The sequence below is a fragment of the Lelliottia jeotgali genome (assembly GCF_977070485.1).
The window spans coordinates 1-16055 of sequence record NZ_CDRVFO010000019.1 but is presented as its reverse complement, the minus strand read 5'-3'; the positions used below and the strand labels follow the sequence as shown (position 1 = coordinate 16055).

The following is a 16055-nucleotide window of genomic DNA, read 5'->3' as shown; positions in this document are numbered from 1 at the left end:
AGAACAATAATAATCATCGCGAGGCAATGCTATGGCTAATGTCGAAACCACCGTGGACGCTTCTGGTGGCCCCGCTTCCTCACATAAATACCTGGTCACCGAGAACTCCGTATATCGGAGGATCACATGGCGCTTGGTCCCGCTGCTTTTCTTGGCGTACCTATTAGCCTTCCTCGATAGAATCAACGTTGGGTACGCGAAACTTCAGATGAGCGCCGACCTCGGATTTTCTGAGGCCGTATATGGATTAGGCGCAGGAATCTTCTTCATCAGTTATCTGTTATTCGAAGTTCCTAGCAATATGTGGCTCGAACGAGTAGGTGTTCGAATCACTCTGCTGCGAATAATGGTGCTGTGGGGACTGGTATCAGCCTCAACGATGTTGGTGAAAACCCCTGAGCAGTTTTACTTCGTTCGGCTACTGCTGGGAGTTTGTGAGGCAGGATTCTTCCCGGGGATCATTCTCTACCTCACCTACTGGTTCCCGAGCACGCGGCGCGGGAAAGTCACTGGCCAGTTCATGTTTGCTATTCCAGTGGCCGGGATCATCGGCGGCCCACTCTCTGGCTGGATCATGCAGTCTATGAATGGTGTCAGCGGCCTCAGCGGTTGGCAGTGGATGTTCCTAATTGAGGGACTTCCTACTGTTTTGCTGGGTTGCTTCTGCTATCTCCTGCTGGCCAATCGTCCATCAGAGGCGCGCTGGTTAAGTGATGCCGAGAAGCAAGTGGTTGCTGATGCCATGGCAAAAGATTCAGATGCCTCTGTTGAGAAGGGCCATGTGGGTGCCCTATCGAAGCTGCGCCTGGCGCTGGGGGATTCGAAGGTTTGGCTACTGGCGTTCATCTATTTCACCACTGCATGCGCGAACTACACCTTCACCTTCTGGTTGCCCACAATCATTAAAAACCTGGGGGTGAATGATGTTTCCCATATAGGGGCGCTTTCGGCTATTCCTTATGTCTTCGCTGCCCTTGGAGTGCTCTTCGTCTCGGCCAGCTCGGATCGACTGAAGGAACGCCGCTGGCACGTGGGCGGCTCGTTGATCCTGGGGGCAATCGGCCTCGCTACCACACCATTCCTTAACAACTCGTTGGTGGCCACAATTGCGGTGCTGAGCTTCGTTGGCTTTTTCCAATTTGGGGCAGGGATTGCCTACTGGGCCATACCTTCGACCTATCTCAATAAAGCCACTGCGGCTGTCGGGATTGGACTAGTGAGTTCGATTGGAGTTGTTGGTGGCTTCGTCAGCCCAGCGCTGCTCGGATTTATCAAGGAGCTGACAGGCAGTCTGGATAACGGGATTTTCACCATCTCGCTTCTGATGCTTGCAGGAGGATTGGCGATTTTACTGGCGCTACCTGCGAAGGCGGTGCGAGTGGGAAGCCATCGATAGACCCTCAGGACTCGTGCAAAGTGGACTCGGTTTCCGGGGTGAATGGTTGGCGCTCTTTCGAGTCGCTGCCCTCGCCCATAATCTTAAGCTCGGCAAACGGGTTCGGTCTCGAAAGCTCATGCTCCCGTGCGTAACGAGTGAACACCGCCACGATGGTGGATAGCCTGCGGCGAACGCTGGTGGTGGCAGAGCCGCGAGCCAACTCAGCATCAACGTAAGCCCTCGCATCCGCCCGAGTGACCGACTCAAAGGGCTTGTCACCAATCACATTCATCAGTCCATCGAACACTCGCCGAGCATCTGCGGAGAACTTGGCATCGTCACGCTTGGTGTGGTTATCCAGGTAGAAGTCCAGCGCATCGCTCAGCCTTACCTCAACCCGTCCTGCCAGCAGCTTGGCCGCTTCCCGCTCAGTGGGTGAGAGGTACTCCACGGGGTTGGGTTGCGCGCGTTGATCTTCATCCTCCACTGCGTGATTTGGCCGTTTGCCGTCCAGAAAGTCGAAGAACACCTCGACGATAGAGGGGTCATTCTTCGCAGGCTGATCGGCGAGCCCCCAATCACGGAGGAGAGACACGGCGTGGGCCCTGAGAGCTTGCGGGGAGAATGTCGGTTCCGCCCGCAGGCGTTCCCACTCAGCCTCAACCTGTCGGTTCAAGCGATCCACCTCACGGCTAGCCATGAGCACATCCGCGCTCTTGAGCTTCACCTTCACGAGTTTTTTGCCGTATCGAGGCTGGAGTTCTTTCGGGATGGGCCGCTGATAGTACAGCGTCCCTTTGCGGGAGTAGGTGTAACGGAGGTTCACTTGGAGGGGGCCAAAGCTAGCTTTCATCGAGTAGTTACCACAAAGGTTACCACGCGAGAGGGGCTTTAGAGGCCTCAAACCCTTGATTTCAAAGGGTTTCATGGAGATTTCATGGTGCCGGAGACAGGAATCGAACCTGCGACCTTCGCGTTACGAGTGCGCTGCTCTACCGACTGAGCTACACCGGCGTGTAGCGCAACGTACCACTGCCGCAGCCGTTACGCAAACGCCTGTTTCCGCTGACTTATTCCCCTGCCTTTAGGCCCCTTTGCAGCCACTGGGCGCCAGGTCTTCCTCGATGTTGGTGGTGCAGCGCCAGCCGGTAGCCGAGCGCGTCAGGGTGAGGGCCTTGCCCACCACATTGGCCGGCGCGTCCACCAGGGTGCAGACGATGCTCCCGTTGCCGTCGGCAGCCTTGCCGGCAGCGGTGATCGCGCAATGTGCAGTCGCGGGCTGGCCGCCCAGTGCAGCGACATCGGCCACATCCTTCCCTTCATTCAAGCGCAGGTCCATCGCTGTCTTCAGCGCGCTGATCTCCAGCAAACCGGCAGCCGCCTTGGTGCGTGACTGGTGGTTGGTGTACATCGGGATGGCGATGGTCGCCAGGATGCCGATGATCGCGACGACGATCATCAGTTCGATCAGGGTGATACCGCGTTGCCCTTTCATGAACGGTTTCCTTTTTGATACGCGTGTTCGTTGAGGTCAGGCTCGACCCCGGCTGGCAGCGGCGCAGTAGGCCTGAACAGACACCTTTTGTCACCCCTGCCGGCCGGGGCGTCACCTTCGCTGAACTACTCTAGTGAGCATCGCCAATGCGCGCCCCTTCATGGACACGACAAGCTGTTTCCAGGCTTGTCACACGGGCAGAAAAGGACATTTGCATGAACCATTCAACACAGCTCTACGCCTGGCAGGGCATCGATGCCAATGGCGCAGAAGTGCGCGGGCAGATGGCTGGGCGCAGCCCGGCCTATGTGCGGGCCGGGCTGCAGCGCCAGGGCATTCGCGTGGCTAGTTTGCGGCCCGCGGGCGGGCTGGTATGGCGCTGGCCTGCACGTCGGGCAAAGAGCGACCCGGCGGGTTTCAGCCGGCAGTTGGCAACGTTGCTGAGGGCGGGTGTACCGCTGCTGCAGGCCTTCCAGGTGATGGGCCGCAGTGGGTGCAGCGCGGCGCAGGCGGCGTTGCTGGAACGTTTGAAACAGGATGTGGCGGCGGGGTTGGGGCTGGCGGATGCGTTGCAGCGCCACCCGCAGTGGTTCGACGGGCTTTACTGCAACCTGGTACGCGTGGGCGAGCAATCCGGCACCCTCGACCGGCAGCTTGAGCAACTGGCGGGCATGCTGGAGCAGCGCCAGGCACTGCTCAAACGGGTGCGCAAGGCGATGCTGTATCCCCTGCTGCTGTTGCTCACCGGCCTGGGCGTGTCGGCGGTGCTGTTGCTGGAAGTGATTCCGCGCTTTGAAAGTCTGTTTGCCGGCTTTGATGCTGCGTTGCCGGCGTTCACGCAATGGGTCATCGACTTGTCCACAGGGCTGGGCCGCCATGGGCCGCTGCTGTTGATAACCCTGCTTGTGGTGGCATTGGGTATGCGCCAGCTGTATCGGCAGCATGCGCCAGCACGCCTGTGGATATCTTGCCAGGTACTGCGCCTGCCGGTGTTCGGTCGGCTGCTGGGGCAAGCGGCGCTGGCCCGTTTTGCACGCAGCCTGGCTACGGCGTATGCCGCTGGGGTACCGCTGCTGGACGGGCTGGGCACCGTGGCCAGGGCCTGTGGGGGCGAGCTGCACGAGCGGGCCATTTTGCGGCTGCGCCAGGGCATGGCCAATGGGCAAGGGCTGCATCAGGCGATGGCGGCTGAGCCGTTGTTCCCGCCGCTGCTGGTGCAGCTGACGGCCATCGGTGAATCAAGCGGCACCCTGGACCAGATGCTGGAAAAAGCCGCCAGCCTTTACGAGGAACAGGTCAGCCAGGCGCTGGACCAGTTGACCAGCCTGCTGGAGCCAGCCATCGTGCTGGTCCTGGGCCTGCTGGTCGGTGGCCTGGTGGTGGCGATGTACCTGCCGATCTTCCAGTTGGGTAGTTTGATCTGAACATGACTTTATGGACTTTACTGGCCGAACAGCCGGCGTATTTCTTCACCCTGGCGACCTTGCTTGGCCTGTTGGTCGGCAGCTTCATCAATGTGGTGGCGTATCGGCTGCCGATCATGCTGGAGCGCCAATGGCAGCGTGAAGCGCAGGAGGCGCTGGGGCTGCCGACCGATGAGCATGAGCGCTTCGACCTGTGCCTGCCCGCTTCACGTTGCCCGCACTGTGGGCATGCTATCCGTGCCTGGGAAAATATTCCGGTGCTCAGTTACCTGGCCTTGCGCGGGCGCTGCTCTGCGTGCAAACAGCCCATCGGCTCACGCTACCCGCTGGTGGAGCTGGCCTGCGCCTTGCTGTCGCTGACGGTGGCCTGGCATTCCGGTGCCGGGATGGAGGCACTGGCCTTGCTGGCCTTTACCTGGAGCCTGCTGGCGCTGAGCCTTGTCGACCACGACAAGCAGATATTGCCGGATGTGCTGGTGCTGCCCACGCTGTGGCTGGGGCTGATCGTCAATGTTTTCGATACCGTGGTGCCATTGTCCGACGCCATCTGGGGCGCGGTGGCCGGTTATCTCAGCCTGTGGACAGTGTATTGGCTGTTCAAACTGATCACCGGCAAGGAAGGCATGGGTTACGGCGACTTCAAGCTGCTGGCGCTGATCGGGGCCTGGGGCGGCTGGCAGGTAGTGCCGCTGACCTTGATGCTGTCGTCGCTGGTCGGGGCGGTGGTGGGGTTGTGCATGTTGCGCCTGCGCAGCCATTCGATGGGTACGGCGATACCTTTTGGTCCTTATCTGGCCATTGCGGGGTGGATTGCCGTGCTCTGGGGTGATGAAATATACGCCTCATACCTGCAACTGCTTGGATTCTGATGACCACTGCGCCGTTCACCCCCTGGATTCTCGGCCTCACCGGCGGCATTGGCAGCGGCAAAAGCGCCGCCGCCGAGCGCTTCGTCGAGCTTGGTGTGCACCTGGTCGATGCCGACCAGGCCGCGCGTTGGGTCGTGGAGCCCGGCCGCCCGGCCTTGGCCAGCATTGTCGAGCGCTTTGGCCCGGGCGTGCTGCTGGAGGACGGCCAGCTCGATCGCACAGCATTGCGCCAGTTGATCTTCGCCGACCCGGCCCAGCGCAAATGGCTTGAACAGCTGCTGCACCCACTGATCGGGCAGGAGATATTCAGCTACCTGGCCAAGGCTGAGTCGCCGTATGCGGTGTATGTGTCGCCGCTGCTGATCGAGTCTGGCCAGTACCAGAAAACCCAGCGTGTGCTGGTGATCGATGCACCGCAAGCGCTGCAGGTTGCGCGCACCTTGCAGCGGGACAACACCAGCCCCGAGCAGGTGCAAGCCATCCTCAAGGCTCAGTTGGCCCGCGAAGAGCGCTTGCGCCATGCCGATGATGTGGTGGTCAACGACAGTGACCTTGCCGCGCTGCATGCGCAGATCGACCATCTGCACCACTTTTACCTGACTTTACGAGGAGGCCAGCCATGAGCCAGCCATTGACCGTCGATTGCCCTACCTGTGGCGCACCTGTGGAATGGGACGCGAAGAACGCGTTCCGGCCGTTCTGCTCTGACCGTTGCAAGTTGATCGACCTGGGCGCCTGGGCGGCTGAGGAGCACAAGATTGCAGGGTCGCAAGAGTCCGAGGATGAGTTGTATTCGGGGGACCTGGAGCCGCGCCACTAAGGCGCTGCATCGGGACCTGTAGGCGCGGCCTTGTGTCGCGAAAGGGCTGCGCAGCGGCCCTCGATGTTTCGGTATTGATGCAACAATTGCTGGGGCCGCTCTGCGGCCCTTTAGCGACACAAGGCCGCTGCTACTCGTCCTTCCACGGCGCCTGCAGGTACCGCGTGCGGTTGAATGTCTCCAGCCACTCCGGGCAGAACACCACCAGCGCACTGACCACCATGCCGTTGATGAACGCCTCCGGGAACATCATCAGCCACAGGTAGCCGACAAAGTCGCTGAGCCACTCCGGCATGGCGAAACGCCCGTCCAGCCACAGCAGCCCCAACCCGGCCAGCAGGCACACCAGCACGGTCAGTGCTGCGGGAAAGAACCCCGAGCAGAAGATGTAAACGAAGAGGTTACGCGGCTGCGCCCGCTCGACCAGGATGGCGCACACCTCAGTGATCAGCACCGGCAGGCCGATCAGCAGCAGGCCGTTGATACCAAGCGCAGCCAGGTCCTGGCGCCCCAGCGCCAACAAGCCGAGCTGGGCCAGAAACCCGCCAAGCACCGCCAGCGGCCAGTCCAGCAACAACGTCACGGCGGTCATGCCGATGAAGTGGTACGACACACCGGTGTCGAAGTCGCGCCGGACCAGCCAAAGTGCAAACAGGCAGAACACCGTACCGAACAGCAGGTGCTGCCGGCGGCTGTCGGCGAACAGTTCCAGCCAGCGGGTGCGGCTGGCCGCCCACAGCAGCAAAGGGACGAACCCTACCCAACCGAGCGTGAGGCTGGTGCTGGACAAGACTTGCGCGCTGATCACTTGACGAATGCCCCTGTCGAGACTGTGGACATACCTGAGTCTACACCCATTCAAAAACAGCATCTTATCGTCATGGTTTAGCGTCTAAGCTGTGAGCATGGATGACTCAGACTACCTGCGCCTGCTCACCATCCAGGCCGAACAAGCCAATGCATTCCTCTCCAATGCTCGCAAATGGGAGCGGGAGCGTTGGGTATGCCAGCGCCTGCTGCAGGGGCTGAACATCCCCTATCGCAGTGAAGATTTCACCCCGGCCGGCCAGGAGCCGCCCGACGTGCTGTTCCGCGATGCGTCGTTCGAGGTGTTTTTTGTGCTCGACGAAGGCCGCCGGCTCAATGATGAGTGGCGCGAAGAGCTGCAGCGAAGACGCAGCGCCTTTTCACTGGCCCAGCTGGTGCGGCGCGAGGCGCGGCCCAGGCGTATCGCCGCCACCGAGCTGCTGGCGCGGCTGGCGCCCACCTTGCGCAAAAAGGCGCACAACTATCGTGAACGCGGCCTGGACCTGAGCGAGCTGGACATCATCGCCTTCGCCAGCCTCAAGCGTGAAGTGCTCGACCTCAACACCCACTTCCCGCCGCCCACCGAGTACCTGCGTCAGGGTTGGCGCTCGCTGTCGCTGGTGGGGCCGACGTTTGCCCGGGTGCTGTTCGCCCACCCCGATGCCCCGGACTTTCTGCGCGGCAACCTGGGGCGCAGCATCGTGTTCGACGTGGGCATCAGTCTTTGATCCAGTGCCGAGAGTCTTTGCGATGGCGTACACTCGGCGCCAGGGATAGAAAGCTTTATCATTTGTCTCAAGTACTTGCCGGAACGCTGTAGCGTTCAGGCAGTCACATACGTCTACCTGACGAGGCCCACCATGACTAGCCGACTGAATCCGGAAGATCAGCGTCGTGTCGATGAGTATCTGCGAGCCCCTCAGCACCAAGTCGAGCGCAAGCCATTCCGGCCGTGGCTGCTCCTTGTGCTGGTGGTGGCCGTGACCATCGGGCTGGGCCTCATCAGCCGCCTGTTGAGTGGACTGGTGCTATGAGCTGCCTCGCGCTCGCCCTCCCCTCGTGCAGTTTGCGGCCGGCCCCTGGGGCCACGAATTCCGTAAACCTTATGAGATATCCCCATGACTCATCGCATCGTGATTGTCGGCGGCGGCGCCGGCGGCCTGGAACTGGCGACCCGCCTGGGTAAAACCCTCGGCAAGCGCAAGCAGGCCGAGATCACCCTGGTCGACGCCAACCTCACGCACATCTGGAAGCCGCTGCTGCACGAAGTGGCCGCCGGCTCGCTCAACTCCTCGGAAGACGAACTGAACTACGTGGCCCAGGCCAAGTGGAACCACTTCAACTTCCAGCTGGGGCGCATGAGTGGCCTGGACCGTGAAGGCAAGCAGATCCAGCTGGCCGCCACCCTCGATGAAGAGGGCCGCGAGCTGGTACCTGCGCGCACCTTGCGCTATGACACCCTGGTCATTGCCGTGGGCAGCAACACCAACGACTTCGGCACCCTGGGCGCGGCGCAGCACTGCCTGTTCCTAGATACCCGCAAGCAGGCCGAGCGTTTCCACCAGCAACTGCTCAACCACTACCTGCGTGCTCATGCGGGTGACCAGGCTAGCGAGAAAATCAGCGTGGCGATTGTCGGCGCCGGTGCCACCGGTGTGGAGCTGGCGGCCGAACTGCACCACGCAGCGCACGAACTGGCGGCTTATGGCCTGGACCGTATCCAGCCAAAGGACATGCACATCACCGTGATCGAGGCAGGCCCGCGCGTGCTGCCTGCGCTGCCAGAGCGCATCAGCGTGCCGGTGCACAAGACCCTGGAAAAGCTCGGCGTGACGGTGATGACCAACGCTGCCGTCAGCGAAGTGACCGCCGATGGCCTGAAGACCGCCAACGGCGAAGTGATCCAGGCCAGCCTCAAGGTGTGGGCGGCCGGTATTCGTGCGCCGGGCTTCCTCAAGGATATCGACGGCCTGGAAACCAACCGTATCAACCAGCTGGTGGTGCGCCCTACCCTGCAAACCACCCGCGACGATGACATCTTCGCCTTCGGTGACTGTGCAGCCTGCCCGCAACCGGGCAGCGACCGCAACGTGCCGCCACGCGCCCAAGCAGCGCACCAGCAGGCCGAGATGCTGGCCAAGAGCCTGAAAGCGCGCCTGGAGAACAAGCCGCTGCCGACCTATGCCTACAAGGATTACGGTTCGCTGGTGTCGCTGTCGCGCTTCTCGGCGGTGGGTAACCTGATGGGCAACCTGATGGGTAGCGTGAAGCTGGAAGGCTGGCTGGCGCGGATGTTTTATGTGTCGCTGTATCGCATGCACCAGATGGCGCTGTACGGGTTCTTCCGCACCGCGATGATGATGCTGGGTAGCAAAATTGGGCGGGGCACTGAGCCGCGACTGAAGCTGCACTGATCGTGTAGAAAGGGGCCGCTGATGCGGCCCTTTTTTTGCTTCCGGTTGGCGGTACTGGCCAAAACTTTTCGCGAGACAAAAGAAAAAGGGCATCTCAGTCGAGATGCCCTTTTTACATGGTGGGTCGTGTAGGATTCGAACCTACGACCAATTGGTTAAAAGCCAACTGCTCTACCAACTGAGCTAACGACCCTGAAAATGGTCGGGGTGAGGGGATTCGAACTCCTGACATCCTGCTCCCAAAGCAGGCGCGCTACCGGACTGCGCTACACCCCGAGATTGGCTCCGCGACCTGGACTCGAACCAGGGACCCAATGATTAACAGTCATTTGCTCTACCGACTGAGCTATCGCGGAACTGAACTTCGGTACATCTTTACAGCTTCGAAGTCTGTGTTAGCTTCGATCTCTTTGGCTATCCGCTTTCGCGTTGTCGCTGCTGAGGCCGGCTATTCTACATTCTTCGTTTTGCTTGTCAACCACTTTTTTTCATTCAACTTACTGATTTCTAAGTTGTTTTGCGGTCACCGATGTTGCTGGTGATTCGCTTAGTGCCTGACAACGCGGCGTATATTAGGGGCACTCTAATTTCTGTGCAAGCGTTTTTTTCAAAAATTTCAGCAAGTTATGGAAAAAACTGGCGAGCCCCCGATTTTGCTGGGTTTGGCCGGGGCTGTCCGCCGGCAAGCCGCCCCCCACAGGGTTCCACGTTGGCTGCCGAAACGCTGCGGCCAATAAAAAAGCCCCGCAGGTGCGGGGCTAGTTTTTGCAGCGAAGGGATCAGGCGAACACGATTTCTTCGCCTTGCACCTTGGCAGTGATCGCCGAACCCGGCATGAATTTGCCGGCCAGGATCATTTGCGCCAGCGGGTTCTCGATCCAGCGCTGGATCGCACGCTTCAGCGGACGGGCGCCATAGACCGGGTCGTAACCCACCGCGATCAGCTTGTCCAACGCCTCCGGGCTCAGGCTCAAGGCCAGCTCGCGCTCGCTCAGGCGGCTGCGCAGGCGGCCAAGCTGGATCTCGGTGATGCCGGCGATCTGCTCGCGGCCCAAGGGCTCGAACACCACCACTTCGTCGATCCGGTTGACGAACTCCGGACGGAAGTGCGCACCCACCGCATCCATCACTGCCGCACGCTGCGCTTCGCGATCACCGGCCAGCTCCTGGATCTGCGCCGAGCCCAGGTTGGAGGTCATCACGATCACCGTGTTGCGGAAGTCCACCGTACGGCCATGGCTGTCGGTCAGGCGGCCATCCTCGAGCACCTGCAGCAGCACGTTGAACACATCCGGGTGGGCTTTCTCCACTTCATCCAGCAGCACCACCGAGTATGGCTTGCGCCGTACCGCTTCGGTCAGGTAACCGCCCTCTTCATAACCTACATAGCCTGGTGGGGCGCCGATCAAGCGAGCCACGGAGTGTTTCTCCATGAACTCGGACATGTCGATCCGCACCATGGCCTCTTCGGTGTCGAACAGGAATTCGGCCAGGGCCTTGCACAGCTCGGTCTTGCCCACACCGGTCGGGCCTAGGAACATGAACGAACCACTTGGCCGGTTCGGGTCGGAAAGGCCTGCACGCGAGCGGCGTACCGCGTTGGCTACGGCGGTCACCGCCTCGTGCTGGCCGATTACGCGCTGGTGCAGCAGGTCTTCCATTTTCAGCAGTTTTTCGCGCTCGCCTTCCAGCATCTTGGCCACCGGGATGCCGGTCCACTTGGACACTACTTCGGCAATCTCTTCCTCGGTCACCTTGTTGCGCAGCAGCTGGTTTTCGGTCTTGCCATGCTGGTCGACCATCTGCAGGCTGCGCTCTAGGTCCGGGATAACCCCGTACTGCAGTTCGGCCATGCGGTTCAGGTCGCCTTTGCGACGGGCCGCTTCCAGCTCCTGGCGGGCTTGCTCGATCTTTTGCTGGATCTGCGCCGAGCCCTGCACTTCTGCCTTCTCGGACGCCCAGATTTCTTCGAGGTCGGAATACTCACGCTCCAGGCGCTCGATTTCCTCGGTCAGCTTCTCCAGGCGCTTCTTGGCTGCTTCGTCTTCTTCTTTCTTCAGCGCCTGGGATTCCACCTTCAGCTGGATCAGGCGACGGTCGAGGCGGTCGAGCACTTCCGGTTTGGAGTCGATCTCCATGCGGATACGGCTGGCCGCTTCGTCGATCAGGTCGATGGCCTTGTCCGGCAGCTGGCGGTCGGTGATGTAGCGGTGGCTGAGCTTGGCCGCAGCAATGATCGCGCCGTCGGTGATGGCCACCTTGTGGTGCACTTCATAGCGCTCTTTGAGGCCACGCAGGATGGCGATGGTGTCTTCCTCGCTCGGCTCCTCCACCAGTACCTTCTGGAAGCGTCGCTCCAGGGCGGCGTCCTTCTCGATGAACTGGCGGTATTCGTTGAGCGTGGTGGCACCGACGCAATGCAGTTCGCCACGAGCCAGCGCCGGCTTGAGCATGTTGCCGGCGTCCATGGCGCCTTCGCCTTTACCGGCACCGACCATGGTATGCAGCTCGTCGATGAACAGGATGATCTGGCCTTCCTGCTTGGACAGCTCGTTGAGCAACGACTTGAGGCGCTCTTCGAACTCACCGCGGTACTTGGCACCGGCGATCAGCGCGCCCATGTCCAGCGCCAGCAGGCGCTTGCCCTTGAGGCCGTCCGGCACTTCACCGTTGATGATGCGCTGGGCCAGGCCTTCGGCGATGGCAGTCTTGCCCACGCCGGGTTCGCCGATCAGCACGGGGTTGTTCTTGGTACGGCGCTGCAGCACCTGCACGGTGCGGCGTATCTCGTCGTCACGGCCGATGACCGGGTCCAGCTTGCCCTCTTCGGCACGCTTGGTCAGGTCTACGGTGTACTTGTCCAGCGCCTGGCGCGACTCTTCGGCATTGGCGTCATTCACCGCCGCGCCGCCGCGCAGGTTGTTGATGGCGTTTTCCAGGGCCTTCTTGCTCACGCCCTGGCTGAGCAGCAGCTTGCCGAGCTTGCTGTTCTCATCCATGGCGGCGAGCAGCACCAGCTCGCTGGAAATGAACTGGTCGCCCTTCTGCTGGGCCAGGCGGTCGGCCTGGTTGAGCAGGCGCGCCAAGTCCTGCGACATGTTCACATCGCCGGTGGGGTTCTGGATTTTCGGCAGCTGGTCGAGTTCTTTTACCAGTGTCTGGCGCAGGTTGTTGATGTCGAAGCCGACCTGCATGAGCAGTGGCTTGATCGAACCACCTTGCTGCTCGATCAACGCCTGCAACAGGTGCAGGGGTTCGATGGCAGGGTGGTCCATGCCAACGGCCAGGGACTGGGCATCGGATATCGCTAATTGAAGCTTGCTGGTCAAACGGTCTATTCGCATGGGGATACCTTCCTGTAAGGGCAGGTCGGAGCGATGGACAGCGCCTTTGATGAAGAAACCTGCCTGAGATGACCTTATAGATAAGGGTGATTCTGGAGGTTTCAAGCGTAGCGGGGTTGACTAAAGTCAGCTTTATGGATTAGCGGTGCCCCAATCGCCGGCTTGCCGGCGATGAGGCCGGGACTGTCAGCGAGGATCCAGCCAGACCAAAGAAGCAAACCGCCCACCCTGTGGGGTGCGGCGATAGGAGAAAAACCGCTCATCGCTGACGGTGCAAAAGCCACCGCCATAAACAGCTGTCACACCGCGCGCCGCCAGGCGAATGCGCGCCAGCGCATAGATGTCGGCCATCAGCTTGCCCGGCCGCTCGCCCTCGACAAAGGCCTTGGCAGCCTCCGGGTGCACAGCGGTGAAGGCATCCCGCACTTCCAGGCCCACTTCGAATGCCTGCGGGCCGATGGCAGGCCCCAACCACACCAGCACCTCTTCAGGCGACAATGCCAGGCGCTCCAGCGTGGTTTCCAGCACGCCACCGGCCAGCCCGCGCCAGCCCGCATGTGCGGCAGCCACACGGGTGCCCGCACGGTCGCAGAACAGCACGGGCAGGCAGTCGGCAGTCATTACGGTACAGGCAATGCCTGGCTGGTCGGTCCAGCTGGCGTCGGCTTCGGCGACCACCGATGGGTCGGCATCCGCCACGATCAGGCCATGCACCTGCTTGAGCCAGCCGGGCTGAATGGCAAATTCGTCGCTCAGGCGGCGGCGGTTCTCGGCGACCGCAAGCGGGTCGTCGCCCACGTGGTCACCGAGGTTGAAGGATTCATAGGGCGGCAGGCTAATGCCACCCTGGCGGGTGGTGACACAGGCGCGAACCGAGGCCGGGGCCGGCCAGTCGGGGAACAGCAGCGCCTGCGTCAGGCCACTCATCCGATAAACGCCTCGCGGTCCTGGTTCAGCAGCGACAGCAACCAGACGAAGTCATCCGGCAGTTCCGACGCCCACTCCATGCGCTCACCGGTAGTGGGGTGGTCCAGCGCCAGGAAGCGTGCGTGCAGGGCCTGGCGCGGGAAGGTCTTGACCGCCTCGACCATGGTCGGGCTGGCTGCCGGCGGGATGCGGAAGCGGCCGCCGTAGGTCTGGTCGCCGACCAGCGGGAAACCGACATGGGCCATGTGCACACGGATCTGGTGAGTACGGCCGGTTTCGAGCTTGACCCGCACGTGGGTGTGCGAACGGAAGCGCTTGAGCACACGGTAGTGGCTGACCGCCGGCTTGCCGCCTTCGGTCACCGCCATACGCTGGCGTGCACCACCGTGACGGCCGATCGGGGCGTTGATCTTGCCGCCGGCAGTCACCACGCCGATCACGATGCACTCGTAGATCCGGCTGACCGTACGGCTCTGCAGCTGCTCGACCAGCTTGGTCTGCGCCTGCAGGGTCTTGGCCACGACCATCAGGCCGGTGGTGTCTTTGTCCAGGCGATGGACAATGCCAGCGCGCGGTACGTTGACGATATCCGGCACATGGTGCAGCAAGGCGTTGAGCAATGTGCCACTGGCGTGCCCGGCAGCCGGGTGCACGACCAGCCCGGCCGGCTTGTTGATCACCATGATCTGGTCGTCTTCGTAGACGATGTCCAGCTCGATGTCTTCGGCGATCCACTCGCCCTGGGCCTCTTGCTCGGCCTCAAGTGCAAGCATGGAGCCACCATGGACGGTGTCTCGAGGGCGCACGACGGCACCATCGACCGTCAGGCGGCCCTCTTTGATCCACGAAGTAAGCCGCGAACGCGAGTACTCGGCGAACAATTGGGCGGCGACCTGGTCGAGGCGTTGACCGCCCAGTTCGGACGGTACCTCTGCGCTAAGTTGAATGATCTCGGACATGCTCGATTCGGCGGGCGCACAGCCTTTGGTTTCGGCTGCGAGCTTGTGGTTAAATACGGCTTCTTTTGTCCCGGGGTTGGCCGGGGCGCTCATCATAACAGGACGGCACCGCCCAAGACAGCGGCCGTCAAAGGGACGCAAGCCGCTATGCAAGTGAAACACCTGCTGCTGATCGCCATCCTCGGGCTTACCGCGGCCTGTTCCTCTAATAAAGAGGTCATTGACGAGAACCTCAGCGAGGCCGAGCTGTATCAGCAGGCCCAGGCTGATCTGGACAACTCCAGCTACAACAGCGCCGTGAACAAGCTCAAGGCCCTGGAGTCGCGCTACCCGTTCGGCCGTTACGCCGACCAGGCGCAGCTCGAGCTGATCTACGCCAACTACAAGAATTCCGAGCCCGAGGCTGCCAAGTCGGCTGCCGAGCGCTTCATCCGCCTGCACCCGCAGCACCCGAACGTCGACTACGCCTACTACCTCAAGGGCCTGACCTCGTTTGACCAGGACCGCGGCCTGGTGGCGCGCTTCCTGCCGCTGGACATGACCAAGCGTGACCCGGGTGCCGCCCGCGACTCGTACAACGAATTCGCCCAGCTGACCAGCCGCTTCCCCAACAGCCGCTACGCCCCGGACGCCAAGCAGCGCATGATCTACCTGCGCAACCTGCTGGCGTCTTATGAAATCCACGTGGCCGACTACTACCTGAGCCGCCAGGCTTACGTGGCCGCCGCCAACCGTGGCCGCTACGTGGTGGAAAACTTCCAGGAAACCCCATCGGTCGGCGACGGTCTGGCCGTGATGGTCGAGGCGTACCAAAAGATGCACCTGGACGATCTGGCCGCCACCAGCCTGGAAACCCTCAAGCTCAACTACCCTGACCACCCGAGCCTGGTCGATGGCGAGTTCCAGCCCAAGCAGACCGAGTCTGACGGCCGCGGCTGGCTGTCCAAGGCCACCCTGGGCCTGATCGAAACCGACGCGCCACTGCCACCAGGTGAAACCCGCGCCAACCAGGACGTGGTCCGCCAGTTCCAGGATGCCCGCGCCGAGATGCCGCAGGACTTGCTGCCCAAAGATGAAAACGGCGACCCGATCCTGCCGGAAGGGCCGAAAGAAGCCGAAAAAGACCGCTCCTGGTTCAGCTACATGACCTTTGGTCTGTTCGACTGATTCAACGGGGTGCGAGAAAGGGAGACTGAGGTCTCCCTTTTTTATTGGCCTCGTCCTAGACTGTCGCCTCAATCAATAGACAAGCTGGACACCATGGTTCGCCTACTTTTCTGGATCGCCCTGATCGCCGCCGCGTTCTGGCTGTGGCGCAAATTCAAGATCAGCCAGCAGTCGCCGTCCGAGCCGAAACTCGACGACCCGCTGAAGATGGTGCGCTGCGCCCACTGCGGCGTGCACCTGCCCAATGATCGGGCGCTGCAGCAAGGCAGTCAGTGGTATTGCAGCCAGGCGCACCTTCAGCAAGGGCCTGGCCAGCAAGACTGAGCCAATACCTCACGGGCCTCATCGCCGGCAAGCCGGCTCGCACGCTGTATCCTGTGGGAGATTCTATGGTTGAAAACAACGGTCTTTAGGCCGTTCTGCTTACGTATTCCTCCTTCTTCTTCATCAG

At 61.4% G+C, this 16055-nt stretch carries 16 protein-coding genes and 4 tRNA genes; 10 read left to right on the top strand and 10 right to left on the bottom strand.

Annotation, left to right across the window (positions count from 1 at the left end; translation table 11 throughout):
• Positions 1-31 precede the first annotated feature (31 nt).
• Positions 32-1396: an MFS transporter gene (locus tag ACW4TB_RS22835; RefSeq protein ID WP_012316333.1), complete on the top strand. Its 1365-nt coding sequence runs from the start codon at positions 32-34 to the stop codon at positions 1394-1396.
• Positions 1397-1400: 4 nt separating this feature from the next.
• On the opposite strand, the gene ACW4TB_RS22830 is transcribed toward ACW4TB_RS22835, so the two are convergent.
• From ACW4TB_RS22830 to ACW4TB_RS22820, 3 genes are all read right to left on the bottom strand, one after another.
• Positions 1401-2306, bottom strand: a complete 906-nt coding sequence (locus ACW4TB_RS22830) for a DUF6538 domain-containing protein (RefSeq protein ID WP_279933659.1) — start codon at positions 2304-2306, stop codon at positions 1401-1403.
• 10 nt (positions 2307-2316) lie between these two features.
• Positions 2317-2392 (bottom strand) — tRNA-Thr (locus ACW4TB_RS22825).
• Positions 2393-2462: 70 nt separating this feature from the next.
• Positions 2463-2873: a pilin gene (locus ACW4TB_RS22820; protein WP_012316337.1), complete on the bottom strand. Its 411-nt coding sequence runs from the start codon at positions 2871-2873 to the stop codon at positions 2463-2465.
• Positions 2874-3088: 215 nt separating this feature from the next.
• Here ACW4TB_RS22820 and ACW4TB_RS22815 point away from each other — a divergent pair, with 215 nt between their 5' ends.
• Genes ACW4TB_RS22815 through yacG form a run of 4 tightly spaced genes read left to right on the top strand, consistent with a single transcriptional unit; the run spans position 3089 to position 5986 of the window.
• The gene (locus tag ACW4TB_RS22815) at positions 3089-4297 is read left to right on the top strand and encodes a type II secretion system F family protein (RefSeq protein WP_012316338.1); all 1209 of its coding nucleotides are present in this window, start codon (positions 3089-3091) and stop codon (positions 4295-4297) included.
• A 2-nt stretch (positions 4298-4299) separates the two neighbouring features.
• Positions 4300-5166, top strand: coding sequence for a prepilin peptidase (locus tag ACW4TB_RS22810; protein ID WP_279933658.1), 867 nt, complete (start codon positions 4300-4302; stop codon positions 5164-5166).
• Positions 5166-5789: a dephospho-CoA kinase gene (gene coaE / locus ACW4TB_RS22805; protein ID WP_012316340.1), complete on the top strand. Its 624-nt coding sequence runs from the start codon at positions 5166-5168 to the stop codon at positions 5787-5789. Before ACW4TB_RS22810 ends, coaE begins: the two co-directional genes overlap by 1 nt.
• The gene (gene yacG / locus ACW4TB_RS22800; protein ID WP_012316341.1) at positions 5786-5986 is read left to right on the top strand and encodes a DNA gyrase inhibitor YacG; all 201 of its coding nucleotides are present in this window, start codon (positions 5786-5788) and stop codon (positions 5984-5986) included. The genes coaE and yacG overlap by 4 nt, the downstream gene beginning before the upstream one ends.
• 130 nt (positions 5987-6116) lie before the next feature.
• On the opposite strand, the gene ACW4TB_RS22795 is transcribed toward yacG, so the two are convergent.
• Positions 6117-6794 carry an energy-coupling factor ABC transporter permease gene (locus ACW4TB_RS22795; protein ID WP_039605296.1) on the bottom strand — a complete coding sequence of 226 codons (678 nt, stop codon included), beginning with the start codon at positions 6792-6794 and terminating at the stop codon, positions 6117-6119.
• 97 nt (positions 6795-6891) lie between these two features.
• Here ACW4TB_RS22795 and ACW4TB_RS22790 point away from each other — a divergent pair, with 97 nt between their 5' ends.
• From ACW4TB_RS22790 to ACW4TB_RS22780, 3 genes are all read left to right on the top strand, one after another.
• On the top strand, positions 6892-7521 hold the full coding sequence (locus tag ACW4TB_RS22790) for a DUF1780 domain-containing protein (RefSeq protein WP_012316343.1): 630 nt from the start codon (positions 6892-6894) through the stop codon (positions 7519-7521).
• A gap of 132 nt (positions 7522-7653) precedes the next feature.
• Positions 7654-7827, top strand: coding sequence for a DUF3094 domain-containing protein (locus ACW4TB_RS22785; RefSeq protein WP_012316344.1), 174 nt, complete (start codon positions 7654-7656; stop codon positions 7825-7827).
• 84 nt (positions 7828-7911) lie between these two features.
• Complete coding sequence (locus ACW4TB_RS22780; RefSeq protein ID WP_012316345.1) at positions 7912-9207, top strand: NAD(P)/FAD-dependent oxidoreductase; 1296 nt, start codon at positions 7912-7914, stop codon at positions 9205-9207.
• A 117-nt stretch (positions 9208-9324) separates the two neighbouring features.
• Here ACW4TB_RS22780 and ACW4TB_RS22775 read toward each other — a convergent pair.
• The 6 genes from ACW4TB_RS22775 to rluD form a co-directional block, all read right to left on the bottom strand.
• Positions 9325-9400, bottom strand: a tRNA-Lys gene (locus ACW4TB_RS22775).
• Positions 9401-9406: 6 nt separating this feature from the next.
• A tRNA-Pro gene (locus ACW4TB_RS22770) sits at positions 9407-9483 on the bottom strand.
• 4 nt (positions 9484-9487) lie between these two features.
• Positions 9488-9563: transfer RNA gene (locus tag ACW4TB_RS22765), tRNA-Asn, on the bottom strand.
• Positions 9564-9986: 423 nt separating this feature from the next.
• Entirely contained in the window at positions 9987-12551 is a 2565-nt protein-coding gene (gene clpB / locus ACW4TB_RS22760; RefSeq protein ID WP_012316346.1) for an ATP-dependent chaperone ClpB, read from the bottom strand.
• 186 nt (positions 12552-12737) lie between these two features.
• Positions 12738-13478: a peptidoglycan editing factor PgeF gene (pgeF, locus tag ACW4TB_RS22755; RefSeq protein WP_279933657.1), complete on the bottom strand. Its 741-nt coding sequence runs from the start codon at positions 13476-13478 to the stop codon at positions 12738-12740.
• Positions 13475-14437 carry a 23S rRNA pseudouridine(1911/1915/1917) synthase RluD gene (gene rluD / locus ACW4TB_RS22750; RefSeq protein WP_039602973.1) on the bottom strand — a complete coding sequence of 321 codons (963 nt, stop codon included), beginning with the start codon at positions 14435-14437 and terminating at the stop codon, positions 13475-13477. Before rluD ends, pgeF begins: the two co-directional genes overlap by 4 nt.
• 147 nt (positions 14438-14584) lie before the next feature.
• On the opposite strand from rluD, the gene ACW4TB_RS22745 reads away from it, so the two are divergent.
• On the top strand, positions 14585-15604 hold the full coding sequence (locus ACW4TB_RS22745; RefSeq protein WP_012316349.1) for an outer membrane protein assembly factor BamD: 1020 nt from the start codon (positions 14585-14587) through the stop codon (positions 15602-15604).
• A 93-nt stretch (positions 15605-15697) separates the two neighbouring features.
• The gene (locus tag ACW4TB_RS22740) at positions 15698-15928 is read left to right on the top strand and encodes a PP0621 family protein (RefSeq protein WP_012316350.1); all 231 of its coding nucleotides are present in this window, start codon (positions 15698-15700) and stop codon (positions 15926-15928) included.
• The last annotated feature ends 127 nt before the right edge of the window (positions 15929-16055 follow it).